Genomic DNA, 24,183 nt, shown 5'->3' on the forward strand with positions numbered 1-24,183 from the left:
AGCTCGCCCTCCCAGATGCCGAACACCGCTCCGTCCCGGTCGGCCAGCAGCGCCGCCCGGCCCGGCGGGAACGAGATCGGCCCCACCGCGGTCGTACCCCCGCGCTCCTGACTACGGGACACGGTCTCGTCCGCACTCGCCACCGCGAAATACGGGGTCCACGCGACGGCCGTGTTGACCCCGAAGTTCACCTCCGAGATCCCTGCGACCGGGACCCGCTGCACGCTCGCGACGCGGTACTGGTCGCCCATCGTGCTGCTCGTGCGCCACTCCCAGCCCAGCACGGCGCGGTAGAAGTCCTCCGCCGCCTGCAGATCGCGCGTGGTCAGACTCGCCCAGCAGGGTGCTCCGAACACCGAGTGACTGGCGGTGACCTCACCGTGCAGTGCTGCGTCGCTCTTCATCGTCGTACCGCCTGACCTGCCTGACACCACTGTCATCAAGGGGCGTGGATCGACCCCGGACTCGGGGGTCGCCCAAGAGCCGGGTGCCCCTTCGAACGCGCGGCAACCGCTGTTCCGCGCTCACCGCGCAGCGACCTACGCCAGATGAGTCGCACTGCCTGCCGTGGCGCGCAACAGACCGAGGCGGTCGGGGCTGTCCCGGCCGCCTCGATTCGGCTCACGCAGCCAAACCGCAGGTGGTGCCGACCGTCGAGATCTTCGGACTCGGCGTTCGCTCGGCTCGGTGCGTCCCGTCGAATGTGTCAACGGAGCGAGCAGTCCTACCGGCCGGTCCTCTTCACACGGCCCGCAGCCTTGTCCGCGGTCTCCTGCGTCTTACCGACGATCTGCTCACCGCGGCCCTCGACCTGCATGCCCTCGTCGTCCATGGCCTTGCCAGTGGTCTCTTTCATCTTTCCTTTGACCTGCTTGGCCTTTGCCTTCGCCTTGCTCATGATCCGTTGCCCTCCAATGAGGCTCGAATTGGTGCTTAAACCATGCGCTGGGCACGACGGCTCCGCAACCGAGCCACAAGGCGGTCGCGCAGCCATGTCCGTGAAATACGGCAGCACCAAGAAATGCCAGGACGAAACAGATCAAGGGCGAGATGATGGAGACCCCTCGGCAGAGTCCTGGGATATCAACCCATGCAGCCGTCAGGCCGGCGAACAGCTTCGCGGCAAGGCCCAAGAGACACAGTGGAACTCGCCCGGCGGATATGGGTCACGTCCGTTGGAGTGGTGTATCGACGGCCACTCGGGGATCTCGTTTTGAGGCTGTGCAGTGAGTTCGGTGGGCAGGGCGGTCTCGTCTGTTTCTGACTCGATCGGGTGGAGGCGGACCTTGGTCAGCAGGTCGAGTCGCATGTAGCGGCAAGCCTCGGTCCATGCGGCGCGCAGCCCGTCCTTCTCCCACTCCCATGTCGCACGCCGTGTCTCGACCACCTGTTCGGCGGTGTCGTTACGCGGCCTGAGCTGCCGTGCGTGGGCCGACATGGCGGCCCGGCCACGCGCCAGCGGATCGGCTCCGGTCGGCTGGCGGTAGACGGGCCAATCGCTCACCCAGGTGCGTACACCCATGACGTGTCTTCTCGGGCGGCCGGACTCCTGTCACCAGTCGCGGGCATCTCTCCCAGCGTCACCTGCCGGGGCTCTCGCGGCGCGCGGAGCGTCAGGCGGACGGTTCGTCGGGCACGGGATGCTCCGGACGTCGGCTGCCCGAGTGCGGGGCGCCCCTCCGGCCGGTGCCGGCCTCGTCCGTATCGGGAATCTCCATGTCTGGCTGCTCCTCGGTGACGGACTGTGTCGGGACGCCGACGACGTCCCAGGGGTCCTCGTCAGCGGTGGCCTGCTGATCGGGCGGATCCCTGGGTACCGGCTTCGGTATCGGCTTCTCGCTGGTCCCAGGGGCTTCCGGGCGGCGTTCGCTCACGGCGTTCTCGCTTCCTCGCGCAGGGGGGTGTGTAGTCGCAGGTACCCCGGGGGCCGACGATGATGCTGCCGACGATCAAGGCCCCGCCCCGAGGCTGGTCGGCGGCTGCGCGGAGCGTTGACGAGTTCCCCCACGGTCGTGCGCGACCGCCTCTCGATCCCGACGTTCTTCCGCCTCCGCGGCGTGGTCGCCCTTGATGCGCTCCCCGAGCGAGCAGGCCAGATACCGACGAGGGCGGGACCGCGTAGGTGGTCGCCGTCGGCGAAGCACTCCGCGCCGGTCGAGCATCGTCGAGGCGTCACAACTCGTCGGCATCGTAAGGTTTCCCCTGTGAATCTCCAGGAGTTGCTCGACAAGCAAGACTTCTATGATGCCCCGGCTGTGGTAGCAGGACTCTCCGCAGCCAGGGTACGAAGTGTGGCTACTCGTGGGGCAGTTCGGGTGAGCGCGGACTCGTGCTTTCGCATCGCGTCGTTGACAAAGGTCTTCACCTGCACCGCGCTCGTGAAGACCATGCGAGACAACTCCATGCCTCTTGGTACACCCGTCATCGAGTTGCTTCCTGACCTCGCACCTGACTGGCGAGCCGATGTGCGCCTCACCGTCGAGCAGATCCTCGGGCAGGTCTCGGGGCTGCGCGAGTCTGTGGACTCGACCGCCCTGGCCCCTCTGGGCGACGGACCGCATGCGCTCCAAGAGGCGGCCCGGCTCGTCGTGTGCACGGAAAACGAACACGAGCCCGGGACCCGCTGGTCCTACTACAACGGCAACTACATCCTGGCCGGTGCGGTCCTCGCCGCCGTCAGTGGCACTTCGTACGAGAGGGCGTTGGAGAAGACGCTGCTGGGCCCGTGGAATCTCTCTCGAACGAGCTTCGACGCACCGCGCGACGCGACCACCGGTTGGGACGGACCGACCGAACTTCCACTACTCGGCTACCCGCGTTCGCGCCGCCCCAGCGGAGGCTTGTGGTCGTCCGTCCCGGACCTCCTGGCCGTGGGCGAAGGACTGCTCGCCGATCGGGCCCTGCTGGACGACATCCGCCGGCCCCGCACCACGCCGGACGATCCCATGGTCTACGGGCTCGGATGGGCGCTCGGCCCTTCAGGTCAGATGTATCTCAACGGACGGCTGCCCGGATATCGGGCAGCGATGCTGCTGATCCCCGACAAGGACCACGTGAGTGTTGTCGTCACCAACCAGCAGCACGCCCTCCGCGCCACGGCAAGAGTCCTCAGCGACATGCAGCAGCCCTTGACCAACGACGACGTGGCAACAGCCATCGACCGTTTCGCTGCCTGAGCGGTTGCGGGAACGCATCCGTACGCCGCGGCGGGCGGCACCTGCCGTCCGCCGTCATGTGGACTTCGTGGTCAGCCCGCCGCGCGAGCGGCCAAGGGCTTCCCCGGCCGCGCCGCCTCGGCCAGGAACGGAGGCAGGCGCATGTGCACACGTACCTGCGCGCACATGCGAACTGATCTTTGCGTGGCCCCTCTTGAAGCAGCAGTCGACGTTCGACGCCGTCGGGCTCTCCACCGCCCTGCACACCGTCACCTACTGGGCGGCGAGCCATGCAGGCGCGGACCGACGCTGGAGACTCGAATGTGCCGTCACCACACCTCAGGGCCGCCGCCGTACCACTCGATGACCGGTGAGTCCGCCACATCGATCTCGTCCAAGCCCGCCCAGCCCGCCCGCCGCATGATCTCGGCCAAGCCTCGCAGACTGGACGCCGCCCCCACAGGCTCCCCGTCCACTCGTACTTGGCGCCCCTCCCCCTTGACGGGCGGGCAAACGGTCACGGAACGCTCGGTCATTCGGCAAGCATCGCCCGCAACCGCACGCCGCGCATCCGGACGTAGCACGCGGTGCTGTGTCGGACGCCGTGCTACTGCAGGAGGCGTACAGGTTCGTCTGGACACACATCACCGCTGTCCCGGGCGAGAGGCGCCTTCGGTGAGCCGGGCGTGCTCCTCCACGCCGACCGCCTGGTGAACGCCAGCGGCCGGCGGGTACGCGGCTCTCGACGCCGATCACGGTGCTGCGCAGTGCTCCGGGTCGAAACGCTGGGAGAGGACGACTTCTCAGTGAACGAGCGCCTTGCGCAGCCCGGGCTTCGATGCATCGGCCCACGCGGTCGGCAGTTCCCGTTCGCGACCTTCGGCCACGGCTTGCTCCTGGCCGTACAACAAGCCCCAGGTGAAACCGGGCTCTCCCGCCGCGTGCGCCGCCAGAGCCAGGTGCCGCAGGGCGTCCCGCGCGACGACTGTGTCCTGATGGTTCCCGAGCACCTTCTGTACGGCCTTGACGCGCTTGCCGAGCCGCTTGGCGGGTTTGCCGAGCGAGGTGCGCGCCGGTTCGGTGGCGTACCGCGTCTTCTTCGCCGCCTTGCGGGCCTGGTGGAGAGCCACGTCGCGTTCCGTCCCCGAAGAGAGCTCCAGCGCGTGTGCCACCCGGCCCGCCAACTGGTCGTACTCCTTGAGGATCGCCTTGACCATGACTTTCTCCGGCTTGCGAGCGGCCTTACGACGCAGCGGGGGCTGCTGCGTGAGCGTGGCCAAGGAATCAAGAAGCACTAGGTAACGGGGTGAGACCAGGGCGTCGAGAGTGCGCTGCCGCGCCTTGGAGGCACGGGAGACGTTCCACACCTGCAACCTGGCTTCGACGGGCCCAAGGACCAGCTCCGGGGGCGAGGCCCCGATGCGCACGCCGAGCCGTTCCATGAGGACCTCCTGGTCGCGTTCGGCCCCCAGCTCGCCGCCCAGCCACTTGAGCTCCTCCCGGATCGGATCGGTGACCTCACGTTCCAGCACCGCCCGGTAGGAACGCAGGGTGCTGCGCAGTCGGCGGCAGGCGACGCGCATCCTGTGCACCGAGTCCGGCAGGCCGCGGCGTACCGCGGGATCGAGGTCCACCAGGGCGTGCACCTGTCCGTCCACATACCTGAGGACCTCTTCGGCGGCCGAGCCGGGTACGACGATCTCGGCACGTGTGTGCGCCAGACGCGACGCTCCCGTTCCTGTTTCCTCCAGGGCCCGGCTCAGCTTGGACGGACTACTCGCACGGTCGATGCCCTCCTTGCGCAGCGCCTTGTCCACGAGGTCGAGCAGCAAGGGATCGGCGTCCTCGGCGAGTTCGACCTCCATCTCAGTCCATGCGGCCCGTTTGGCCGTGGCCAGAAGGGAGTCCGCGCGGACCTTGTCGAGGCTCAGCTCAGCGAGGACCGCGCCTGCGGAATCGACGAGGTGCCGCGTGCTGCGTGTGGACCGGATACGGACGACCGGCCTCAGCTCTACCCCTCGGGTGCGAGAAAGGGCCAGGTCACGCAGGGCGTCCGGAACCGTGTCGGACAACGGGACCTGCACCTCCTCCCGGCTGTCACCGGACATGGGCAGTTTGAGGTGCCAGCCCGCATCAGCCCCGCCGGTCCTTCGCCGCAGCGTTGCCGACGCTCCAACCAGGCGCAGGTCGTCAGTGTCGTAGTACACGGCGTCCAGTTCGTCGAGGCCCTTCCCCACGACCGATGCGATGCCGTCCACGCTGGTGAGGTCCGGCAGCCACGAGGTGTCATTGGCCGACGGGGCTTCGTACTTTCGCTCTGTCTCTCGCTTCGTATGGGTCATACCGGGCGCGTGCACGCCTCAGCGCCGCTCAAACACTCGTGAGGCAACATATGCGGCCTCCGGCAAGGAGGCCCGGCCGAGGGCCGCATCGAAGGACATGGTCGTGAAGGGCGTTCGCCGGTGCTCGCGCCACTCATGCCGTGGCGGGTGGGGCGGCGACACGCGTCACCGTGACCGCGACGGTGACAGTGACCGGCTTCGCGACGTCGTGGGTGGCGGGGTGGGAGCTGACGGCGGTCCGTACCCGTTCGTGGACGCTCCTGGCGGTGTCCAGGGCTCGGTAGCCCTCGGCCAGGACGCAGCGCACCTCGATGCGCCATCCCGAACCGTCCGGCGCCCGGTCGGCGCGGATGCCCGCCTCGGGCGGCATGCGGTGCGGTGCCGTGTCCGTCCGGGTAGCCGCGGCGGCTGCCGCGAGGCAGTGGGCCAGGCGGGGTTGCAGGCCGGCCACGCCGGGAACCGCGAGGGCTGCCTCGGCCGCGACGCCGAGAAGCGTGGGCGTGCCGGTGGCAGTCATGACGTGCCACCGCCTGTGGGATGGCTGGGACTCAGGGGCGGCCACGGCTCCAGAACGTCGACCACGACGATGTCGACAGTCGTCACTGCCAGACCCAGGTCCCGTCCTGCCGAGTGAAGGACCGATTGGCGTACCTGATCAACCCGGTCGGGCAGCGGGCGGTCGAGGGCAGCGGCCAGGGTCATGGTCACCCGCACGTCGGTGCCCTCGCCCGCGGGTACGAGCCGACAGGTCGAGGCCCTCACACCGGGGACCGTGTCCGCGGCCCGCCGCAGTACCTTCGCGGCAGCGCTCTCGGCGATCCGCAGCTCCCGGTCCGGGTCGGCCAGGGGCAGCAACCGTCCGAGCCGGATCTCTGCCCTGACGACGTTCATGACACGGTCGGCGAGTGCCTGCAGGCCGGGAGGGTCTTCCTCACGCAGCGCCCGGGTGGCCGCGTTCACCGTGGCCAGTCCCTCGACCGCCTCGCGGCAGTGAGGACAGGACACCGTGTGCGGGTCCGCGGCCGGCGCGGCGTCCCGCACCTGTTCCCAGACCCTGCTGAGCAGGCGGCCGCAGGGCAGTACCTCATCACCCACGAACGGGAGCAGGTCGGCGGCGGTTGGGCTGGTGCGGGGCCCGTCGGCATAGGGCCGTTCGGAAGGCCGGGCCTGCGGGTCGTCTAGCGCCATGGGCCCATCGCCTCCTGCAGGGATCGGCGTGCTCTGAACAGCCTGCCGCGCACCGTCTGCTCACTGGTCCGTGTCACGTGGGCGATCTCGTTGTAGGGCAGGCCCTGCAGTTCACGCAGGATCCAGCAGATCCGCTGACCGGCGTCCAGCTCGGCGAGCGCGCGGGACAGGGCCTCGGTGGCCGCGTCCTGCTCGGCGGACCGGGCGGGCTGGCAGCTCGCGTCGCCCGTCGCGGGTTCGGCGACGGTGTCCAGGGGGACAGGCGGCGGTCGGCGCCGCCGTCGCATGGTCAAGCAGCGGTTGATGGTGATCCGGTACATCCAGGTACTGAACTCCGCACTGTGACGGTACTCCGGTAGACGCCGCCAGGCGCTGACGAAGGCGTCCTGCACGGCCTCTTCGGCGTCCTGGGGGTTGCCGAGCATGCCACGGGCCAGGGCCAGGAGGGACCGGTGGTGCCGCTGGACGAGAACGGCGAAGGAGTCTTCGTCTCCCTCGGCCGCCCGCACGGCAAGCACTCCGTCCGGCAGGTCGCATCCCAGCTGTAGGGAAGCAGTACGTTGAGTCATGACGCTCTCGCAGGGGGCTCGGAAAGAGCGTGTACCCTCACCACGCCTGTGTGATGCACATCACACGTCACGTCTGTGAGAGGTACGCCGCCCCGGGTGTCCAACCTCTTGAGAGACACCACGCAGGTGTCACACCGAGCCACTCGAGGCGACCGCCATGACGGACAACATCACCAGCGTCGGCGGGGGCAGCCGGCCCGACACAGGCGTGAGCGCGCTGAAGGGCCGTACCGGGGCCGGAGCACCGGCCGAGACACGGGGGAAGACCACCATCGCGGACGGCGTGGTGGCCAAGATCGCGGGCATGGCCACACGCGAGGTACCGGGCATCCACAGCCTGGGAGCGGGGATGGCCCGCGCCTTCGGCGCCATGCGGGAACGTGTCCCCGGCGGAGGTGGAAGCGGGGGCGTCACGCGTGGGGTGAAGGTCGAGGTCGGCGAGCGCCAGGCCGCGGTGGACCTGGACGTCGTCGTCGAGTACGGCGTCTCCATCGTCGACGTCGCCGGCGCCGTACGCACCAACGTGATCAGCGCCCTGGAACGAATGACGGGACTGGAGGTCGTCGAGGTGAACATCGCCGTCGACGACGTCCACCTCCCCGACGAGGAGGAAGAGGCCGAACGGGACGAGGGCCGCGTGCGGTGACCGACCGCCGTGACCACGGCCATGCCCTGAGCATGAGCGGGTGCTCACACGGACGATCACGTTCGCGAGACGGGTGAGTGGATGATGAACGCAGCGACGACGGGCCTCGCGGCCGGCATGGCCCTGGGCTTCGCCGGATACTTCGGAGGCTTCTGGGCATTCCTGCTCGTCCTGGTTCTGGGTGTGGCGGGGCTGATCGTCGGCCTCGTCGTGCAGGGCGACCTCGACCTCCATGCGCGGAGGCAGCGGTGACTACCCGGCCCGGTTCCCAACCCCCTGGCGAAGGGGCCGGCCCACCGGGGCGATCCGCCGACCTGCCGCCTCCGGCCGAACGGGGCGCCACCGTCATCCCGGAAAGGGTGGTCGCCCGTATCGCCGCCAGGGCCGCGCGCACAGCCCAGTCCCGGCGCGCCGCCATACCGCCCGACCGGAGCGGGCCTGCGGCACCCAGCGCCTCCGCAGCCGTCCGTACCGGATCGGTGCGCCTGCACCTGGCCATGGACCTGCCCTACCCCACCGACATCCCCCACGTCTGCGAGCGGATCCAGCACGACGTCGCCGAACGGGTGACTCAGCTGACCGGCTTGGAGGTGGGAGAGGTCACCCTCACCGTCCGGCGGCTGCTGACCGCCGCCGACGCGAGCCGGGGACGGGTCCGATGAGGCGCCACGCGGCCCTGGCCGCCGGGCACGCCGCGCAGAATGGAGGACCGGAATGACACCCGACCCGGACCCTCCCGCACGCAGCTCCACGCCACCCGCGCGCCGTGTCACCGTGCCGATGACGAAGGAGCCGGAGGAGCCGAGAGAGCCGACAGAGCCCGGTCCACCCGAACAGGTGCCCCCTCCGCCGGACTTGGTGGCGGGCGAGCACGACAGACGGCACCGGACCCACCGCCCGTGGTCCGCGCGCCGCGTTCCGGCCGCGCTGGTCGCCTCGGTGATTCTCGTGGCGGCGGTCGCGGCGCTGTTCGACGTCGTCGCCGTACGGGCGGGACGCCCTGCGGCAGCCTGGCGACGGCACCTGGCCGACGAATTGGCCACCCGCCCCTTGGACGACGTGTGGGTGCTCACGGGGGCCGCCGTGGCCGCCGTCCTCGGCATCTGGTTGATCGTCCTGGCCCTCACCCCCGGCCTACGCCACTGGCTGCCCCTGCGCTCCCCCACGCCCGGGCTGCGGGCCTCCCTGGACCGCGACGGCGCCGCCGACCTGCTGCGCGACGCCGCCATGCGGGTCCCGGGAGTCAGCACAGGTCGCGTCCGGGTGCGCCGCCACCGCGTCAAGGCCCGCGCGGACGTCCGCTTCCGCGACCCCCAGCAGGTGAAGGACGACCTCACCGCCGTCCTCGGCGAGCAGCGCGACCGGCTCGTCCTCGCCCGCCCTCCCCGCATCGTCGTACGAGTGCGGCGACGCACCGACTGAGCGAAGACCCCCGACACCGGAGCCGACACCATGACGCCGCGAACCGTACTCAACCGCAGTCTGCTGGCCCTCGCCGGACTGGTACTGCTCGGCGGCGGTCTGCTGATTCTCTTCGCCGGGCTCGACGTCTACCGGCGACACGATCTGGTCCCGCCCGTCGGCTGGCCCCTGACCACCCCGCACGACGTCCTGCTCGGCTCCGCCGACCGGGCCCGCTGGAGCGGTCAGGGCTGGTGGTGGTGGCCCGCCGTCATCGCCGCCCTCACGCTCGTCGCCCTGCTCGCCCTGTGGTGGCTGCTCGCCCAACTCCACCGACGCCACCCCGGAGCGCTGCCCGTCGGCGGCACACCCCCGCAGGAAGGCGTCGAACTGCGCGACCACGCGCTCAGCGACGCGATCGCCGCCGAAGCCGGTGCCCTGCCGGGGGTTGAACATGCAACCGTGCACATCACTGGGCGGCCTGCCCACCCCCGCACCCACATCACGCTTGCTCTCACCCCCCAGGGTGCACCCGGCGCCGCCCTCGACGCCCTGTACGAAGGCCCGCTCCGTACCGCTCGTCGGTCCACCGGCTCCCCCGGCACCGCCCACATGCACACCGACGTCCGCCTACAGGTCGCCCACCACAAACCGCACCGCGCACAGTAAGGCAGGACACCGACGGCCTGCCTCAGCAGCGGATCCCGCTTGCAAGCACGAAGTGCTCCCAGTTGCCGGGCCCCGCGGGCAGGCGCACGGTGAACAAAGACGTGGCGGTCCTGGACGGGCCGCGTTTCCCAGCGTCTTCGAGAGGACGGCGATTCCGATGGCCAAGGCCAAGGGCAATGCGAAGGTGCATCAGATCAGGGGCAAGATGAAGGAGACACTCGGCAAGGCCCTGGGGGACTCATCTATGCAGCAGGCAGGGCGTGGGGAACAGCTGCGCGCCAAGGCACATGAGATGACGGAAAAGGCGACAGGCCACCTCCGTAAGCGGAGCGGGCACTGATCGAGGACGTACGGCTGATCCGCATCTTCGGGGGCTCGTGTCGTCAACGTCGATATCGCGCCGGACGCGGGTGATCGCGCAGTGGTTCAAGCGCCGCGCCCGCGCCCGTCCGATGGCTTCTCCAACCGGTCGCTCACTCCGGCCAGAAGACGTCGCTCAGTCCGGCCAGAAGACGAGGTCTAAGAGTCCGGGAACACCAGCCGACCAACTCCCGGGGCAGGCCATGCCGAGGGGAATCGCACGACTCGGGCCGCGTCAGCCCTCGTCCTCGTCCTCCTCTTCCTCCTCGGCGTACTCGTCCTCTGGCCCCTCTTCGTCGTACTCCTCTTCTTCCTCTTCTTCGTCGGGCGCCTCTTCGTCGTACTCCTCCTGCTCCTCGTCCTCCCCTGCCGCTTCCTCCGCTTCCAGTGCTTCCTCATGGCTGCGAACTACCTCGCCGTCGCGGATCTCCCCGCGCCAGCCCTCGACGTCCTCGTCAGCGAACGTGACATAGCGCTGGAAGTTCTTGAAGTCCAGCCGCAAACGGCGTCCTTGAACACGCCACAGGTTGCCCGTCTTCTCGAAGAAACCCGAGGGGTAGTACTCGACGACAAGCACAATCCGCGTCAGGTCGGGCGTGAGTTCGTGGAAACTGACACAGCCGTGAGTAGTGCCCTTCGCACCCTCGGAGCTCCACACGATTCGCTCGTCCGGCACCTGTTCCTGAACCGTCGCCTTCCAACCACGAGTCGAGGGGCCGACCTTCACCTTCCAGTCACTGGCGGTCTCGTCGTTCCGGGACACACTCCGTACGCCTTTGGTGAAGTCGCTGAACTCCTCGTACTGGGTCCAGTAGTTGTACGCCACGCGGATCGGCACACCGACGTCCAGTACTTCAATGATGTTCATCACCTTGGTACTGCCGGACTTGCCTCCGCGTCCCCCGCCGAAAACGTTCTTGACCTTGTCCATCACATTGTCTTTGAGGCCTTTGGCCTTCTCACCGACGAACGCCTTCAAGGGTGAATCACCTTTGAGGATGCGTCCGCCGATGCCGAGAACAGATCCGCCGTTCTCGGCCGTGTCAAGGAGTTGGTCGGTGACATCCCCCAACTTTTCCCCGGCCTTGTCGACGAGATGTTCGACCTGAGCACCGAGGAAGTCGGTCAGTTCGTCGCGCAACATGTCGAGGCCGGAGCCCTCTCCCCGGCCGGAGTCTCGCTCTTTGTCGGCCATGACCTACCTCCGCCGCGCGGGAGTCTTCTTGGCAGTCGCCTTCTTCGCGGGGGCCGCCTTCTTGGACGGGGCCTTCTTCGCGGACGCACTCTTCGTCGGTGCCCTCTTCGCCGCCGCCTTCTTGGCAGGGGGCGGAGACTTCTTCGCGGTCTTCTTCGCCGGCGCCGACTTCTTGGCGGCAGCCTTCTTGGCCGCGGGCCTGTGCGCCGCCAACTTCTTGGCCGGGGGCCTCTGCGCCGCGGTCTTCTTCGCGGGAGCCTTCTTCTCGGGAGCCCTCCTCGCAGGAGTCCTCTTCCTCGCGGGAGCGGCTTCCTTGGCGGCCGCCCTACGGGGAGAGGGTTTGGCCGCCTGCTTCTTTCCCGCTACGGGGCGGCGACGACGCCGTGGCGGCTCCTCCTCAGCCTCTTCCTCTGGCTCTTCCTCCTCCGGTTCTTCTTCCTCTTCTTCTTCCTCCTCCGCTTCTGCCTCCGGTTCTTCTTCCTCCGGTTCTTCTTCCTCCTCTTCCTCTTCTTCTTCGAATTCCCCCTCAGGCTCTTCCTCGCCCTCTTCCTCCTCCGGTTCCTCCTCGTCTTCGTAGCGCTCCTCGCCCTCCTCCGGTTCTTCCTCGCCCTCTTCCTCCTCGCCCTTCTCCTCACCGATGCGCAGCGTGCGCTCATGGAGAGAGTCGGCGAGACCGGCGAGGCGCCGGTCGGCGGTGGCGGCCAGGGCTTTGCGTCCGGCGTCCAACAGCTCGCCGCGCACCTGCTCGTTCAGCTCGGCGACTCCAGGAACGTCACCGAGTTTCTTCAGGCCGGTCGTCAACAGCTGCTGCGGATCGAGCCCAAATCGGCGACCTGCGAGATAGGTTGCCAGCCCGAAGGCGAAACGGGCTTTCTTCGTACGTCCGAGCACATAGCCAGCTGCGACCGCGGCGGCGAGGCCGATCTTGGTCGTGTCGTTCATGAGCCGGTTCCCTTCGGAAAGGGGAGGTGAACACACTCGAATACGGGCCAACATCCCCTGCTCAACCAGCGATTGAGACAGAAGCGGATCGCACGCGACGCGTCTCTCGGCCCGCTGAGAGCACCCCGGACACGCCATGCGGCCCCACCGGGGCAGGGCGTGACCCCACCGGGCAGGTTCGCTCAGAGCCATCCATGCCCGAAGATATGTACCCCTATATGGTGGAATTATAGTGTTCGCGCGTGGAGTATGGCGCGCGCTTCGACCACCGGAGAGACCATGGCCGCAGCAGAACCCCGGCGGCGATCCAGCAGCAGCAGCCGCGGCACGGACCGAGGGAACACAGGTGGCCCCCGGCGACGCTCCGGCAAGGGCAACGCAGCCTGGGCCATTCGTTCCGCCGTCGAACAACTTCAGGAGTTGCTCGGGCGGGCCCCCGAGTCCGTCTCGGCACTGAAATCCACCGAAGCCGGTTGGGAGGCCGACGTGGAGGTACTCGAACTGGAACGCGTCCCCGAAACCACGAGTGTGATGGCCACCTACCGAGTGACGCTGGACGAGGAAGGCGACCTGGTGGAGTACCGAAGGACGCGCCGCTACAGCCGCGGCCAGATCGACCGGCTGGGCTGAGGCCGCAACGGCCATGAAAGGAGGCACCATGACGGTGGTGCCACAGAGTGGAGGCGCTGTCGCGCGCGGTGGTGGCGGTGGCACCAGCCTCTACGACGTCTTGGAACTCATTCTGGATCGCGGGCTTGTCATCGATGTCTTCGTCCGCGTGTCACTGGTGGGGATCGAAATCCTCAAGATCGACGCTCGTATCGTCGTGGCCAGTGTCGACACCTATCTGCGTTTCGCCGAGGCATGCAACCGTCTCGACCTCGAGACCGGGAGGAAGGCACCGGCCCAGTTGACCGACATCGTCGGAGACACGGTGGAGAGCGGAGCCAAGGGCAAATCCAAGGGGGCCCTCTCCGGCGCGGCGGAAGCGGTCACCGATTCCCTCAAGGGGATCACCGGCCGTGACGGCGGCGAAGAGGAGGAGGCCGAGGAAGAAGACGAGGGCAAGGAAAAGGAACCCGTGGAGAGGCGACGGCGGCCGGCTCGGCGCACCTCCCGACGTGAGCGCGAATAAGGCTCGCCCGGCGAGAAGGAATGAGCCATGGCCGTATACATCTACTCCATCACCGGCAAGCAGCACCCGCTCCGCCTCGACGGTCTCAGCGGAGTCGGTGAGTCACCGGCGGGCCTGCGGGCAGTCACGGCGGGACCGCTGTGCGCTGTGGTCAGCGACGCACCAGAGGATCTACGCCCCAAGCGTCGCGACATCATCGCCCACCAGGAAGTGCAGAAGCGCCTCATGGCTGACGGCACTGTGCTCCCCATGCGGTTCGGCCTCATCGCCGAGAACGACGAGGCCGTCCGGCTGGCTCTGGAGCAGAATGCCGCGGACTATACGGACAGGCTTCAAGTACTGGAGGGGTGCACCGAGTACCACCTCAAGGCGTCGCAGGACGAAGACGCGCTGCTGCGGCAGATTCTGCGGGAGTCGGACGTGGCGCGAGAGCTCAATGACGAGATCCGCGTCGGCACCGCCGCCCCCGACACATCACTGCGACTCGGTGAGCTGGTCGCCCAAGAGGTGCAGGCACGGCAAGAGGCGCTGGCGGCGGGTGTGGTCGAAGCACTGCGCCCCTTCGCCCGGACGCTTGAAACATCCCAGCCGACGGGTTCGGACTTTCTCAACGTGTCGTTCCTGGTGACCGAGGACCAGGAAGACACGTTCCTCGCCTCCGAGTTGAGCGTCGCCCACCAGATGGGCGACGACTTCGACTTCCGGCTCAACGGCCCCCTGCCCCCCTACAGCTTCGTCTGAAGGAGTTCTCATGGGCTTGCTCACACAGCTCGTCACCCTTCCCCTGGCGCCCGTGCGCGGCGTCGTATGGGTCGTGGAGCGCGTCCGGGAGGAAGCCGAGAGCCAGTACTACGACCCCGCGCCGGTGCACCGCGAACTCGCCGAGCTCGAACGTCTCCTCGTCGCGGGCGACATCGACGAGGAGACGTTCGACCAGCGCGAGGACGAACTGCTCGACCGGCTGGAGGAGATCCGTGCCTATCGGCAGGGATGCAACTCCTGATCCGGCACGAGGGAATACGAGGCCGCAACCGTGACTGAACCCCTGGCCAACAGGCTTGGTTCCTATCCGTCCCGATCAGCGCCCCCCTACGCGCAGGGATCCTCCGCGAATCTCGCCGACATCCTTGAACGGGTACTCGACAAGGGCATCGTCATCGCAGGCGACATACAGATCAACCTTCTCGACATCGAGCTGTTGACCATAAAACTGCGTCTCCTGGTCGCCTCCGTCGACAAAGCGAAGGAAATGGGCATCGACTGGTGGGAGCACGACCCTTCGCTGTCCTCGCGGAGCAGGGGTGAACAGTCACTGGCCGAGGAGAACCGCCGGTTGCGGGCCGAGATCGATGCCATCCGCCAGGGCAACGCCCTCCCCGCAAAGGAGGAAGCGCCGCAGGACACGGGCCGCCGTCGCCGGGGAAGTGCTCGCGATGAGTGACCCGCTGACATACGCGTATGCGGTCGTACGCAACGTCGAGGGACTGCGGGAGGCCACCGCGTCGCTCCGAGGCGTCGCCGACTCCCCGGTCAGCCTACTCACCGACACCGGCGACGATCAGCTGGGGCTCGTGGTGAACCATGTGCCCGGACAGGACTTCCAGGAGGACGCCCTCAAGCAGCATCTCGAGGACCTTGAGTGGCTGGAGGCGGTGGCCCGCGCTCACCACGGCGTCATCGAGGCCTTGGGCGAGCGCACCACCGTTCTTCCACTGCGCCTGGCAACCGTCTATCTCGACGACAACCGGGCGCGGGAGGTGCTGGAAGCCGGGCGGACCATGTTCGCGGAGCGACTGGCTCGACTCTCCGAACATGTCGAATGGGGCGTCAAGATCTACGTCGAATCGTCCGCGGCCCTCGCGGCGCCGACTGTTCCCGCGGCAGACCTGACCCCCGGGCGCGCCTACCTGCGAAACCGCCGACAACAGCAAAGTGTTCGCGACACCGTGTACCAGGCGGCGCAGAAGGCCGCCGAGCGGGTGGAGGTCGCGGGCCGCAAGCACGCCTCCGACCGTGTCCGGCATCGCGTACAGCAGGGTCTTCTCGCCGACGCGGCCGGCGCCGTCGGCGAGAACGTCGTGAATGACGCGTACCTTGTGCCCCTGAAGCGTTGCGACGATTTCCTGGCCGACGTGGCGCATGCCGCTGACGGGCTGGACGGGGTGCGGGTCGAGGCCACCGGCCCCTGGGCTCCGTACTCCTTCGCCATGCCACTCGATGAATCCGGCGGTGCTGCAGCTGCGGAGGGAGCACCCCCGTGATCACGCCTGGCCGTGCACCCGAGGCGGAGCGGCTGCCTCAGCGGCAGGTCGCTCTCATCGATCTGTTGGACCGACTTCTGAGCGGTGGGGTCGTCCTCACCGGTGACGTTGTGCTGTCCATCGCTGACATCGATCTCGTACGTATCTCACTGCGTGCCCTGATCGTCTCCATCAGCGAGCAGAACCCCTCGCCATGGACGAGGACGAATCCGCCGCGAGGCGGCGACCATGACAGCTGAGGGCGAGAGACGGCCGCCGAGCCGCGCGGACGAGGTCGCGGAGGCCGCCGCACGCGCCTTCCGGCTGCTGCCCGCCGCCCCACGCGACCTGGACCCGCCGGCCGGCAAGGGCTCGCGTTCCCCGGCCCGGCGGATCAGCTCCGACCGCGACACCGTCGAACGAGACCTCATGAAGCTCGTCCTCACTCTCGTGGAACTGCTGCGCCAGCTCATGGAACGACAGGCCCTGCACCGCGTCGACCAAGGAGACCTCACCGACGAACAGGAAGAACGCCTGGGAGCGACCCTCATGCTCCTCCACGACCGCATGAGCGACCTGTGCGCCCAGTACGGACTGACCATGGAGGACCTCAACCTCGATCTCGGGCCGCTGGGCACACTGCTGCCGCCCTCCGACTGAACCCCCGGCAACGCGGTCGGCCTGCGCCGGCGCCCACGGGCACCTGCTCCGCTTCCAGCAGGAGAGCGAGTGCCCTCGGTCCAGCCGCGAAGAAGAGCGGCCATGTGAGACGTTCTGGATCACGGGTACTCCGTACACATGGATTTCTGGTCGAAAGAACCGCCATTGCCGCCGAGCCGGGGCCCCATTTCGACGGCGATAGCCGAGTACTTGAGAAGTACAGGGCCGCCTCCCGACGAGGGGACGGTTGCAGACGCGTCCTCCTTCGGCGAGGACTGGCAGCTCGGCCTGTATCTCTGTTACGAGCTGCACTACCGGGGTTTCGCCGGCGTGGACGCCGCCCGTGAATGGGACCCTGACCTGCTCAAGGCCCGGGCAGCCCTGGAGCGCCCTTTCCTGAAGGCCCTGCGCCACCAGGCGACACGGCATGAACGCGCCGCCGAGGCGCTGGAAGAACTGCTCGTCGAACCTCTGGGCGGCACCGGGGTCACCCACTACCTCCAAGACGACGGGGAGCTGTGGCAGCTACGCGAATACGCCGCGCAGCGGTCGCTGTACCACCTCAAGGAGGCCGACCCCCACGCCTGGGTGCTGCCCCGCCTGTGGGGCCGGGCGAAGGCCGGAATGGCAGCCGTGGAGTTCGACGAGTTCGGCGGCGGCCGGGCGGATCGGGTGCACGCGCGGCTGTTCGCCGACCTCATGGCCGACCTCGGCCTGGACACCACCTACGGGCGCTATCTCGACTCTGCCGGCGCCGAGGCACTCGCCGTCGTGAACCTGATGTCCCTCTTCGGACTGCACCGCGCCCTGAGGGGCGCACTGGTAGGACACTTCGCCACCGTCGAGATCACCTCGTCGCCCGGTTCACGGCGGCTCGCTCAGGCCATGCGTCGCACCGGCGCGGGACCGGCCGCCGAGCACTTCTACGACGAGCACGTCGAGGCCGACGCCGTACACGAGCAGGTCGTACGCCGGGAAGTCGTCGCGGGCCTCCTCGAGGAAGAACCCCACCTGGACAGCGACGTCGCGTTCGGCGTGGACGCCACCAACTACGTCGAGGACCGCCTTGCCGAGCGACTCCTCGGCGCGTGGCGGGCAGGCGAGTCATCGCTGCGTACGCCCGTCTGACCAGCAGGGCCCGGCCCGAACAGGTTCTCCTGCGCCCCGAGAACCGGAGATGAACCCCCATGACTCCCCTTGCTCTTCCCGGTGTCTACGCCCCACAACACGACACCGATCTGCTCGTGCATTCCCTGCGTCAGGAACCCCTCCCCCCGCAGGCTCATGTCCTCGACATCGGCACAGGTACAGGAGCTGTTGCTTTGGCCGCCGCACGGCTGGGCGCGAAGGTCACAGCCGTCGACATCTCCTGGCGGGCGGTTCTCAACGCCAAGGTCAACGCGGTGTTGGCGCGACTTCCGCTGCGTGTCATGCGCGGCAACCTGCTGGCTCCGGTGTCGGGCCGATCTTTCGATCTCGTCCTGTCCAACCCGCCGTACGTACCCTCACCCGACGCCGACTGCCCCCGCCGCGGCGCGGCCCGGTCCTGGGACGCGGGCTATGACGGCCGTCTTCTGCTGGACCGCATATGCCGGGACGCACCCGCGTTCCTGCGGCCCGGCGGAGTTCTGCTCCTCGTCCAGTCCGCCCTGAGCGGCGCGGAAGAGACGCTGAGACTGTTGCGGGCGGCCGGCCTGGACGCAGACGTCGTGGAACACCGCTACATCGCGATCGGGCCCATCCTTCGCTCCCGAAGCAGCTGGCTGCGAAGCCGCGGCCTGCTGGAAGGCGATGGCGGCAAGGAAGAGCTGGTGATCATCCGTGCCGAACGACTCCCCTGAACGACGCCGCCGCATCACCGCTCAGCGCACAGGACCCCTGCTCGTTGAAGGCCCGGTCGAAGTCACCCTGGACGACGGCACCACCGTGTCGTCCGACCGATTCTGCGTAGCCCTGTGCACCTGCCGCCGCAGCCGCACCTACCCGTGGTGCGACACCAGCCATCGAAAGCCCGCCGGACCGAGCCAAACGGACACTCCAGGACCCGAGGCGACATCCGAACTCGATCCCTGATCCGGGCTGACGCTCCCCCGGGGCTCAGACCTGCTTGAGAGCCGACTCGCGGCGTCCGGCACACGCAGAGACGACCCGGCGACCGTCCCGTCGGCTGCCGGCAGCACCTTGAGGCCGGCGACCCGTCAGGTATGGCGAATCCCCTCGTGCTGCTGTTCCACGACCCTGCCCAGGCGGGCCAGCATGCCCCGGTGCCGCAGTTGCAGCAGCGCTTCGGTCGCGGGGTTGTGGAGAGCGCCGCCCGGACCTCGCAGGGGGTGCTCGTCGCAGACGACGAGGGTTTCCTCACCCCACGGCCGAAGCTGGAGGAAGATCCTCGCAGTGCCCAGCGCCTTGAACGAAGCCTCCAGTTCGAGCTCCCTGCCCGTTTCGCTGTGGCGGACGGTCGTGACCCCGTCCGCCGACCAGGGACCCAGCCGCACGGTGTAGCGGATCCGGGAACCCACTTCGGGCCAGGCCTGGTCGAGGGGCGTGGACTCGGAGGGTCCCACCACCCACTCCCCGTACCGGGCCGGATCGGCAAGCACTGCCCACACCGCGTGCGGGGGGCGACGAATCAGGTGATGACGAACAGCCATACGACAAAACCTCCTGCCGTATCGGAACGTGTGGAGGCCCAGCGACGGGGGGCGGAGGCAGGCCGTCGGGTGGTTCCGTCGTGTGGCAGGCGCACCCGCCTTGGGCGGTCTACTGGTCGGCGCTGGGAACCGCGAGGGGTTCACCGGGGGCCTTCTTCTTGGCCGCTTCCATCTGTTCGCCGAGTTCGGTCAGTCGGTTGCGGCCCATGGCCTTGCGGACATCGGGGAACCACTCCTTCTCCTCTTCCTCGACGTGGTGGCGGACGTTCTCCATGAGGACGGTCATCTTGGCGTCGAACCGCTCATCGGCCGGGTCGAGGTCCTTGAGCTCAGAGAGCATCCACAGCACGACGTGGTGTTCCTCGACGCTTTCCAGGACGTCGTCCTTGGTCTCGGGGGACGCCTCGCGTGCGGCCGGGTAGAAAATCTTCTCCTCGATCCAGGTATGGGTGGTGAGTTCTTCGATCACCTGGTCGGCGATCTTCCGCTTCTCGGCATGGGCGCCGTCGCCGGCCTTCTCGAACTGCTTGAACAGCTTCTCCACCGTCTTGTGGTCTTCCTTGAGCAGCACAATCCCGTCCACAGGTATCCCTCCATATCGGCTTTCCCGGACGGCCCGTGCCGCCCAGGGGAACCGGGTACCCACTGCGGCCACGAACCTGCACAGCCGAGCCCGGATGACCCGGAATGATGACCCGAGTTGAGGCGTACGCATGTCAGTGACGGCGAGCGCCGCTCCCGTGCGACGACAGAGCCGAGGGGCCCGGATGTGTGCCTACTCTGGAAGAGGCAACACAGCGAAATCGGTCCCCGTCCTCATCGGAGCCGTCCTGTGGATTGTGGGCGCCCTCGGCCACGAGGTCGGCGGACGCAAGCACTACTGGTAGCAACCACATCGGCACAGGAAGCTCCGCAATCCGTGGACCTTACACAGTCCGTACCCGATGCAAGAAAAGAAGGCAGGCCAGGCCAAGGCCAAGCAGCCGAAGTCATCCCAGCCCCCGCACGGTGAGGGCCCCAGCCGGCACAAGGGCACCCAGCAGCACGGCTGGTCTCCGGATGTCGACGAGACCCGCCAGCAGGACAACCCGAGCGCGCACCGCTCGTTCCACCCCGACCAGCACGCTCCCGACAAGGGCCCAGGGCGCACGGTCTCCAAAGAAGAGGCGGGGAATCCGCACGGCAGGCCCGTGAAGAGCACGAGCGACCGCGGAGAGGAACAGAGCAAAGCCCGCAGTGACGAGAAGGGCATGCACGACACCGGCCCCAAGGGCCGCTCCCAGCGCCCCAGCGGAACCAGGGACGCGTCCGCCACCACAGGCGTCGACCCTCAGGACCCGCAGGACCCTCCCGGCAGCCGCAAGGCCCGCTGACCCTCGCGCCCAGTCTCTCGTCGAGGCGGTGACGTCACCGCCAACAGGAGCAGTGACCGCCGTCCCGACGGCGCGGGGCGACCTTCCGGGCTCCTCGGGCGTCAGCGCCCTCTCTTACCTGCTGGGACACCGGTAGCGCCGGAGCGATGCGCGCGAGCGGATTGACCGCCGGACTTCGGGACACACGCACGATGTGCTGAAGATACTTCTGGTCGCCCTGCTCGGCTCGCTGGCGGTGGCAGGCTCGGCTACCGCCGTCCTGGTGTCACCCTGGTGGTGGGCCGCGGCCTGCCCTTTGCTCGTGCTCGCGCTCGTGGCCGTCCACGATCTCGTGCAGCGTCGGCATTCCGTCCTGCGGAACTACCCGCTGCTCGGGCATCTCCGATTCGCGCTGGAGGCGCTGCGGCCAGAACTCCAGCAGTACTTCATCGAGCGCAACTTCGACGGCCGCCCCTTCGACCGTGACACCCGCAGCATCGTCTACGAGCGCGCCAAGGGCACCGACGCCGAGGAACCGTTCGGCACCGAACTCGACCTGTACCGGACGGGCAGCGAATTCCTCACCCCGTCCATGGCCCCCCGATCGGTGCGCACCGAGGCGCCGCGTGTCCGAATCGGCGGACCCGAGTGCACCCGGCCCTACGACATGGCCCTGCTCAACGTCTCGGCGATGAGCTTCGGCTCGCTGTCGGCCAATGCCGTACTGGCCCTCAACACCGGCGCGCAGCTGGGCGGCTTCGCCCACGACACCGGCGAGGGCGGCCTGTCGCAGTACCACCTGCGCCCCGGCGGGGATCTCGTCTGGGAGATCGGCACCGGATACTTCGGCTGCCGGACCGACGACGGGGACTTCGACGAGCGGCAGTTCGCCGAGAAGGCGGCGCACGAGCAGGTCAAGTGCGTGTCGTTGAAGATCGGCCAGGGCGCCAAGCCCGGCATCGGAGGAGTCCTGCCGGGCGCCAAGGTGAACGCGGAGATCGCCGCGGTCCGCGGCGTTCCACAAGGGGAGACCGTCATCTCGCCGCCCTTCCACCGCGTCTACTCCACACCGCGCGAGCTGGTGCGCTTCCTGGCCCGGATGCGCGAACTGACCGGCGGCAAACCCGTCGGGTTCAAGCTCTGCGTCGGCTCACGCCGTGAGTTCCTCGCCGTGTGCAAGGCGATGCTGGAGGAGGGCAGCGCACCGGACTTCATCATCGTCGACGGCGCGGAGGGCGGAACGGGCGCGGCGCCGCTCGAGTTCGCGGACAACGTCGGCCTGCCGCTGGGTGAGGGGCTGATGGCCGTACACAACGCCCTCGTGGGCGTCGGATTGCGCGACCGGATCCGGATAGGTGCAAGCGGCAAGGTCGCCACCGGCAGCGACCTTGTCAAACGCCTGCTCCAGGGAGCCGACTACACCAACTCCGCCCGCGCCATGATGTTCGCGATCGGATGTATCCAGGCCCAGCGCTGCCACACCAACGCCTGCCCTGTAGGGGTCGCCACCCAGGACGAACGGCGCGCCCGCGCCGTTGATGTTCCCGACAAGTCCCAGCGCGTACGGCGCTATCAGCAGGCAACGGTCAGGAGCGCTCTCCAGATCATGGCCTCGATGGGCGTCGACGACCCGCGCGGGCTGCGACCCCACATGCTGCTCCAGCGGGTGAACCCGCACACCGTCCGCTCCTACGCGGAACTCCACGAGTGGCTCACCCCCGGACAACTGCTCACATCGGCGCCCTCCAGCTGGGCAGCCGACTGGAAGTCGGCAGACCCGGACCGCTTCACCCACTGAACCCGGCACTCATTCCGAGGGCCGCACCGGACCGAAGGGCACTCCCGTGGCACGAACCGTCGCCCGCGTGATCGTCGACGCACTCAAGGACCTGGGCGTCCAGCACGTCTTCGGAGTGGTCGGAGACGCCTTGAACCCACTGACCGACGCGATCCGCACCACTGACGACCTGAACTGGGTCGGCTGCCGGCACGAAGAAGCCGCGGCCTTCGCCGCCGGAGCGCAGTCCCAGCTCTCGGGAACCCTCGGGGTGTGCATGGGAACGGTGGGACCCGGCTCCGTACACCTTCTCAACGGGCTCTACGACGCGGCCAAGAGCCGTACCCCCGTCCTCGCGATCTGTGGTCAGGTCCCCCTCGCCGAGGTCGGCAGCGACTACTTCCAGGAAGTCGACAACGACCTGCTCTTCCGTGACGTGGCCGTCTACCGTGCCACCGTCTCCTCCCCCGACCAGATGCCGCGGATGCTGGAGTCCGCCGTACGTACGGCCGTCAGCCAAGGCGGAGTGGCAGTGCTCACCGTGCCCGGGGACCTGGGCGACCAGGAGCTCAGCGACGACCGGCCCGCCCGCTTCGCCCTCACCCGCCCCGTCACCCGCCCGGACGACCCGGCGCTCGCGGCGGCCGCCGAACTCCTGAACGCCGCCGACCGCGTCACCCTGCTCGTCGGCCGCGGAGCGCGCGCCGCCCGCGCCGAGGTCCTTCGGACCGCCGACGTGCTCGCCGCGCCGATGGTCCTCACCCTCAAGGCGAAGGAGGGGTTCGAGGGGGACAACGACTTCCAGGTGGGGCAGACCGGTCTGATAGGCAACCCCGCCGCATCCCACGCGCTCGACAGCGGCGACGCGCTCCTGATGCTGGGCACCGACTTCCCGTACCGGGACTGGTACCCGAAGGGGTGCAAGGTCGTCCAGATCGACACCCGTGAGGAGCACTTGGGCCGCCGGGTTCCCGTGGACGTGGGTCTGACGGGCGATGTCGGCGCGACACTACGAGCCTTGCTCCCGCTGCTCAAGGCGGTCCCGGACCGCGGCCACCTGGACGACGCGCGGGACCGGTTCGCCCACTGGCAGGAAGGACAGCGGCGCCTGGCCGACCCCCGTCACGAGCGCCGCTGGACCGGGAAGCTGAGGGCCGCTCTGGACAACCGTGACCACGAGATCCGCCCCGAGGCGCTGGCCGCCGCGGTGGACGCCTACGCCGCCGAGGACGCCGTCTTCACCTCCGACACCGGAATGGCCACCGTCTGGCTGTCGCGCTTCGTCACCATGCGTGGCAGCAGGCGCCTGATCGGCTCGTACAACCTCGGTTCGATGGCCAATGCCATGCCCCAGGCCCTCGGGGCCCAGCTCTGGGCGCCCGATCGCCAGACCGTCGCCTTCTGCGGCGACGGCGGGCTGAGCATGCTGCTCGGCGACCTCATGACGGTCAAGACGTACCAGCTGCCGGTGAAGCTCGTGGTCTTCGACAACCGCCGACTGGGGATGGTCAAACTCGAACAGGAGCAGGCCGGCCTGCCTGAATTCGGCACGGAACTCGACAACCCCGACTTCGCCGCAGTCGCCACCGCGCTCGGCCTCACCGGCATCCGCGTCACCGACCCGGCCGATCTCCACGACAGCGTGCGCCGGGCCCTCGACACCCCTGGGCCGGTCCTGCTGGATGTGCTGACCAACCCCGAGGAGGTGGCCGTGCCGGGCAAGCCGACGGTGGCACAGGGGTGGGGCTTCGCGATCGCCAAGGTCAAGGAGATTCTCCCGAGCCGCGAAGGCTGACCGGGAGCACGGTCCCGTGTCCGCGCCGGGTCAGGGTGACGGTGCGGCTCACCGCCCGTGCGGTGAGTTGACGGCCGAGTGCCGCTGAGCCACACCGGGACGCGCT

General features: G+C 68.5%; 33 protein-coding genes. 21 read left to right on the forward strand and 12 right to left on the reverse strand.

The features are described 5' to 3' along the window. The 4 genes from KVT44_RS51145 to KVT44_RS51160 form a co-directional block, all read right to left on the reverse strand. Positions 1-404 (reverse strand): VOC family protein (locus KVT44_RS51145; protein WP_217575489.1); only part of this gene is annotated, 404 nt, incomplete at its 3' end. Between the two features lie 320 nt (positions 405-724). Beyond that, positions 725-994 carry a CsbD family protein gene (locus KVT44_RS60875; protein ID WP_308314373.1) on the reverse strand — a complete coding sequence of 90 codons (270 nt, stop codon included), beginning with the start codon at positions 992-994 and terminating at the stop codon, positions 725-727. Positions 995-1,099: 105 nt separating this feature from the next. Beyond that, the gene (locus tag KVT44_RS51155) at positions 1,100-1,522 is read right to left on the reverse strand and encodes a hypothetical protein (protein WP_217575573.1); all 423 of its coding nucleotides are present in this window, start codon (positions 1,520-1,522) and stop codon (positions 1,100-1,102) included. Between the two features lie 91 nt (positions 1,523-1,613). Further along, a complete protein-coding gene (locus KVT44_RS51160) occupies positions 1,614-1,874 on the reverse strand; it encodes a hypothetical protein (RefSeq protein WP_190174655.1) in 261 nt (86 codons plus the stop codon). 441 nt (positions 1,875-2,315) lie between these two features. Here KVT44_RS51160 and KVT44_RS51165 point away from each other — a divergent pair, with 441 nt between their 5' ends. Next, on the forward strand, positions 2,316-3,176 hold the full coding sequence (locus tag KVT44_RS51165) for a serine hydrolase domain-containing protein (RefSeq protein ID WP_364567827.1): 861 nt from the start codon (positions 2,316-2,318) through the stop codon (positions 3,174-3,176). 782 nt (positions 3,177-3,958) lie between these two features. On the opposite strand, the gene KVT44_RS51175 is transcribed toward KVT44_RS51165, so the two are convergent. The 4 genes from KVT44_RS51175 to KVT44_RS51190 form a co-directional block, all read right to left on the reverse strand. Then, complete coding sequence (locus KVT44_RS51175; protein ID WP_217575493.1) at positions 3,959-5,497, reverse strand: CYTH and CHAD domain-containing protein; 1,539 nt, start codon at positions 5,495-5,497, stop codon at positions 3,959-3,961. 133 nt (positions 5,498-5,630) lie between these two features. Further along, positions 5,631-6,014: a hypothetical protein gene (locus tag KVT44_RS51180; RefSeq protein ID WP_217575495.1), complete on the reverse strand. Its 384-nt coding sequence runs from the start codon at positions 6,012-6,014 to the stop codon at positions 5,631-5,633. Beyond that, on the reverse strand, positions 6,011-6,685 hold the full coding sequence (locus KVT44_RS51185) for a hypothetical protein (RefSeq protein ID WP_217575497.1): 675 nt from the start codon (positions 6,683-6,685) through the stop codon (positions 6,011-6,013). Before KVT44_RS51185 ends, KVT44_RS51180 begins: the two co-directional genes overlap by 4 nt. Continuing rightward, positions 6,676-7,254: an RNA polymerase sigma factor gene (locus tag KVT44_RS51190; protein WP_217575499.1), complete on the reverse strand. Its 579-nt coding sequence runs from the start codon at positions 7,252-7,254 to the stop codon at positions 6,676-6,678. The genes KVT44_RS51185 and KVT44_RS51190 overlap by 10 nt, the downstream gene beginning before the upstream one ends. A gap of 157 nt (positions 7,255-7,411) precedes the next feature. On the opposite strand from KVT44_RS51190, the gene KVT44_RS51195 reads away from it, so the two are divergent. From KVT44_RS51195 to KVT44_RS51220, 6 genes are all read left to right on the forward strand, one after another. Beyond that, the gene (locus KVT44_RS51195; protein ID WP_190174648.1) at positions 7,412-7,900 is read left to right on the forward strand and encodes an Asp23/Gls24 family envelope stress response protein; all 489 of its coding nucleotides are present in this window, start codon (positions 7,412-7,414) and stop codon (positions 7,898-7,900) included. Between the two features lie 81 nt (positions 7,901-7,981). Continuing rightward, positions 7,982-8,152, forward strand: coding sequence for a hypothetical protein (locus tag KVT44_RS51200; RefSeq protein ID WP_190174659.1), 171 nt, complete (start codon positions 7,982-7,984; stop codon positions 8,150-8,152). Further along, positions 8,149-8,562 (forward strand): Asp23/Gls24 family envelope stress response protein, encoded by a 414-nt coding sequence (locus KVT44_RS60365; RefSeq protein WP_217575501.1) that lies wholly within the window; start codon positions 8,149-8,151, stop codon positions 8,560-8,562. Before KVT44_RS51200 ends, KVT44_RS60365 begins: the two co-directional genes overlap by 4 nt. A gap of 52 nt (positions 8,563-8,614) precedes the next feature. Beyond that, positions 8,615-9,322 carry a DUF6286 domain-containing protein gene (locus KVT44_RS51210; protein ID WP_254651029.1) on the forward strand — a complete coding sequence of 236 codons (708 nt, stop codon included), beginning with the start codon at positions 8,615-8,617 and terminating at the stop codon, positions 9,320-9,322. A 30-nt stretch (positions 9,323-9,352) separates the two neighbouring features. Next, a complete protein-coding gene (locus tag KVT44_RS51215; protein ID WP_190174646.1) occupies positions 9,353-9,970 on the forward strand; it encodes an alkaline shock response membrane anchor protein AmaP in 618 nt (205 codons plus the stop codon). Between the two features lie 157 nt (positions 9,971-10,127). Further along, on the forward strand, positions 10,128-10,310 hold the full coding sequence (locus KVT44_RS51220) for a CsbD family protein (RefSeq protein WP_060895567.1): 183 nt from the start codon (positions 10,128-10,130) through the stop codon (positions 10,308-10,310). A gap of 255 nt (positions 10,311-10,565) precedes the next feature. Here KVT44_RS51220 and KVT44_RS51225 read toward each other — a convergent pair whose 3' ends face one another. Further along, entirely contained in the window at positions 10,566-11,525 is a 960-nt protein-coding gene (locus KVT44_RS51225) for an SRPBCC family protein (protein WP_217575503.1), read from the reverse strand. A gap of 3 nt (positions 11,526-11,528) precedes the next feature. Further along, on the reverse strand, positions 11,529-12,467 hold the full coding sequence (locus KVT44_RS51230) for a histone protein (protein ID WP_217575505.1): 939 nt from the start codon (positions 12,465-12,467) through the stop codon (positions 11,529-11,531). A 279-nt stretch (positions 12,468-12,746) separates the two neighbouring features. Here KVT44_RS51230 and KVT44_RS51235 point away from each other — a divergent pair, with 279 nt between their 5' ends. From KVT44_RS51235 to KVT44_RS51285, 11 genes are all read left to right on the forward strand, one after another. Next, positions 12,747-13,097: a gas vesicle protein gene (locus KVT44_RS51235; RefSeq protein ID WP_217575507.1), complete on the forward strand. Its 351-nt coding sequence runs from the start codon at positions 12,747-12,749 to the stop codon at positions 13,095-13,097. A 28-nt stretch (positions 13,098-13,125) separates the two neighbouring features. Then, the gene (locus tag KVT44_RS51240; protein ID WP_217575509.1) at positions 13,126-13,602 is read left to right on the forward strand and encodes a gas vesicle structural protein GvpA; all 477 of its coding nucleotides are present in this window, start codon (positions 13,126-13,128) and stop codon (positions 13,600-13,602) included. Positions 13,603-13,629: 27 nt separating this feature from the next. Beyond that, on the forward strand, positions 13,630-14,343 hold the full coding sequence (locus KVT44_RS51245; RefSeq protein ID WP_217575511.1) for a GvpL/GvpF family gas vesicle protein: 714 nt from the start codon (positions 13,630-13,632) through the stop codon (positions 14,341-14,343). A gap of 10 nt (positions 14,344-14,353) precedes the next feature. Continuing rightward, entirely contained in the window at positions 14,354-14,605 is a 252-nt protein-coding gene (locus KVT44_RS51250; RefSeq protein WP_190174640.1) for a gas vesicle protein GvpG, read from the forward strand. A 30-nt stretch (positions 14,606-14,635) separates the two neighbouring features. Next, positions 14,636-15,043: a gas vesicle protein gene (locus KVT44_RS51255; protein ID WP_217575513.1), complete on the forward strand. Its 408-nt coding sequence runs from the start codon at positions 14,636-14,638 to the stop codon at positions 15,041-15,043. Then, positions 15,036-15,863 (forward strand): GvpL/GvpF family gas vesicle protein, encoded by an 828-nt coding sequence (locus tag KVT44_RS51260; protein WP_217575515.1) that lies wholly within the window; start codon positions 15,036-15,038, stop codon positions 15,861-15,863. The genes KVT44_RS51255 and KVT44_RS51260 overlap by 8 nt, the downstream gene beginning before the upstream one ends. Continuing rightward, entirely contained in the window at positions 15,863-16,102 is a 240-nt protein-coding gene (locus KVT44_RS51265; RefSeq protein ID WP_217575569.1) for a gas vesicle protein, read from the forward strand. Before KVT44_RS51260 ends, KVT44_RS51265 begins: the two co-directional genes overlap by 1 nt. Beyond that, positions 16,092-16,502: a gas vesicle protein K gene (locus tag KVT44_RS51270; RefSeq protein WP_067384958.1), complete on the forward strand. Its 411-nt coding sequence runs from the start codon at positions 16,092-16,094 to the stop codon at positions 16,500-16,502. Before KVT44_RS51265 ends, KVT44_RS51270 begins: the two co-directional genes overlap by 11 nt. A gap of 138 nt (positions 16,503-16,640) precedes the next feature. Further along, positions 16,641-17,630 (forward strand): iron-containing redox enzyme family protein, encoded by a 990-nt coding sequence (locus KVT44_RS51275; RefSeq protein WP_217575517.1) that lies wholly within the window; start codon positions 16,641-16,643, stop codon positions 17,628-17,630. 59 nt (positions 17,631-17,689) lie between these two features. Continuing rightward, positions 17,690-18,343 carry a HemK2/MTQ2 family protein methyltransferase gene (locus KVT44_RS51280; protein ID WP_217575519.1) on the forward strand — a complete coding sequence of 218 codons (654 nt, stop codon included), beginning with the start codon at positions 17,690-17,692 and terminating at the stop codon, positions 18,341-18,343. Continuing rightward, positions 18,324-18,575: a CDGSH iron-sulfur domain-containing protein gene (locus KVT44_RS51285; protein ID WP_217575521.1), complete on the forward strand. Its 252-nt coding sequence runs from the start codon at positions 18,324-18,326 to the stop codon at positions 18,573-18,575. Before KVT44_RS51280 ends, KVT44_RS51285 begins: the two co-directional genes overlap by 20 nt. A gap of 125 nt (positions 18,576-18,700) precedes the next feature. Here the strand turns inward: KVT44_RS51285 and KVT44_RS51290 are convergent, their stop codons facing one another. Both KVT44_RS51290 and KVT44_RS51295 read right to left on the reverse strand, forming a co-directional pair. After that, complete coding sequence (locus KVT44_RS51290) at positions 18,701-19,153, reverse strand: SRPBCC family protein (RefSeq protein ID WP_217575523.1); 453 nt, start codon at positions 19,151-19,153, stop codon at positions 18,701-18,703. 109 nt (positions 19,154-19,262) lie between these two features. Beyond that, positions 19,263-19,736, reverse strand: coding sequence for a hemerythrin domain-containing protein (locus KVT44_RS51295; RefSeq protein WP_217575525.1), 474 nt, complete (start codon positions 19,734-19,736; stop codon positions 19,263-19,265). A gap of 361 nt (positions 19,737-20,097) precedes the next feature. On the opposite strand from KVT44_RS51295, the gene KVT44_RS51300 reads away from it, so the two are divergent. The 3 genes from KVT44_RS51300 (at position 20,098) to KVT44_RS51310 (ending at position 24,077) form a co-directional block, all read left to right on the forward strand. Further along, positions 20,098-20,526 carry a hypothetical protein gene (locus KVT44_RS51300; protein ID WP_217575528.1) on the forward strand — a complete coding sequence of 143 codons (429 nt, stop codon included), beginning with the start codon at positions 20,098-20,100 and terminating at the stop codon, positions 20,524-20,526. 193 nt (positions 20,527-20,719) lie between these two features. Continuing rightward, positions 20,720-22,303 carry an FMN-binding glutamate synthase family protein gene (locus KVT44_RS51305; RefSeq protein ID WP_217575529.1) on the forward strand — a complete coding sequence of 528 codons (1,584 nt, stop codon included), beginning with the start codon at positions 20,720-20,722 and terminating at the stop codon, positions 22,301-22,303. Between the two features lie 46 nt (positions 22,304-22,349). Further along, entirely contained in the window at positions 22,350-24,077 is a 1,728-nt protein-coding gene (locus tag KVT44_RS51310) for a thiamine pyrophosphate-dependent enzyme (protein WP_217575531.1), read from the forward strand. The last annotated feature ends 106 nt before the right edge of the window (positions 24,078-24,183 follow it).

The organism is Streptomyces sp. GbtcB7, from assembly GCF_019091445.1.
GTDB classification, from domain to species: domain Bacteria; phylum Actinomycetota; class Actinomycetes; order Streptomycetales; family Streptomycetaceae; genus Streptomyces; species Streptomyces mirabilis.

Coding starts and splice junctions, on each gene's coding strand:
- KVT44_RS51235 (WP_217575507.1), top strand. CDS start 12,747: ATGGCCGCAGCAGAACCCCGGCGGCGATCCAGCAGCAGCAGCCGCGGC.
- KVT44_RS51190 (WP_217575499.1), bottom strand. CDS start 7,254: ATGACTCAACGTACTGCTTCCCTACAGCTGGGATGCGACCTGCCGGAC.
- KVT44_RS51200 (WP_190174659.1), top strand. CDS start 7,982: ATGATGAACGCAGCGACGACGGGCCTCGCGGCCGGCATGGCCCTGGGC.
- KVT44_RS51180 (WP_217575495.1), bottom strand. CDS start 6,014: ATGACTGCCACCGGCACGCCCACGCTTCTCGGCGTCGCGGCCGAGGCA.
- KVT44_RS51260 (WP_217575515.1), top strand. CDS start 15,036: ATGAGTGACCCGCTGACATACGCGTATGCGGTCGTACGCAACGTCGAG.
- KVT44_RS51225 (WP_217575503.1), bottom strand. CDS start 11,525: ATGGCCGACAAAGAGCGAGACTCCGGCCGGGGAGAGGGCTCCGGCCTC.
- KVT44_RS51240 (WP_217575509.1), top strand. CDS start 13,126: ATGACGGTGGTGCCACAGAGTGGAGGCGCTGTCGCGCGCGGTGGTGGC.
- KVT44_RS51185 (WP_217575497.1), bottom strand. CDS start 6,685: ATGGCGCTAGACGACCCGCAGGCCCGGCCTTCCGAACGGCCCTATGCC.
- KVT44_RS51210 (WP_254651029.1), top strand. CDS start 8,615: ATGACACCCGACCCGGACCCTCCCGCACGCAGCTCCACGCCACCCGCG.
- KVT44_RS51245 (WP_217575511.1), top strand. CDS start 13,630: ATGGCCGTATACATCTACTCCATCACCGGCAAGCAGCACCCGCTCCGC.
- KVT44_RS51155 (WP_217575573.1), bottom strand. CDS start 1,522: ATGGGTGTACGCACCTGGGTGAGCGATTGGCCCGTCTACCGCCAGCCG.
- KVT44_RS51270 (WP_067384958.1), top strand. CDS start 16,092: ATGACAGCTGAGGGCGAGAGACGGCCGCCGAGCCGCGCGGACGAGGTC.
- KVT44_RS51250 (WP_190174640.1), top strand. CDS start 14,354: ATGGGCTTGCTCACACAGCTCGTCACCCTTCCCCTGGCGCCCGTGCGC.
- KVT44_RS51195 (WP_190174648.1), top strand. CDS start 7,412: ATGACGGACAACATCACCAGCGTCGGCGGGGGCAGCCGGCCCGACACA.
- KVT44_RS51290 (WP_217575523.1), bottom strand. CDS start 19,153: ATGGCTGTTCGTCATCACCTGATTCGTCGCCCCCCGCACGCGGTGTGG.
- KVT44_RS51280 (WP_217575519.1), top strand. CDS start 17,690: ATGACTCCCCTTGCTCTTCCCGGTGTCTACGCCCCACAACACGACACC.
- KVT44_RS51300 (WP_217575528.1), top strand. CDS start 20,098: ATGCAAGAAAAGAAGGCAGGCCAGGCCAAGGCCAAGCAGCCGAAGTCA.
- KVT44_RS51275 (WP_217575517.1), top strand. CDS start 16,641: ATGGATTTCTGGTCGAAAGAACCGCCATTGCCGCCGAGCCGGGGCCCC.
- KVT44_RS51220 (WP_060895567.1), top strand. CDS start 10,128: ATGGCCAAGGCCAAGGGCAATGCGAAGGTGCATCAGATCAGGGGCAAG.
- KVT44_RS60875 (WP_308314373.1), bottom strand. CDS start 994: ATGGCTGCGCGACCGCCTTGTGGCTCGGTTGCGGAGCCGTCGTGCCCA.
- KVT44_RS51175 (WP_217575493.1), bottom strand. CDS start 5,497: ATGACCCATACGAAGCGAGAGACAGAGCGAAAGTACGAAGCCCCGTCG.
- KVT44_RS51215 (WP_190174646.1), top strand. CDS start 9,353: ATGACGCCGCGAACCGTACTCAACCGCAGTCTGCTGGCCCTCGCCGGA.
- KVT44_RS51230 (WP_217575505.1), bottom strand. CDS start 12,467: ATGAACGACACGACCAAGATCGGCCTCGCCGCCGCGGTCGCAGCTGGC.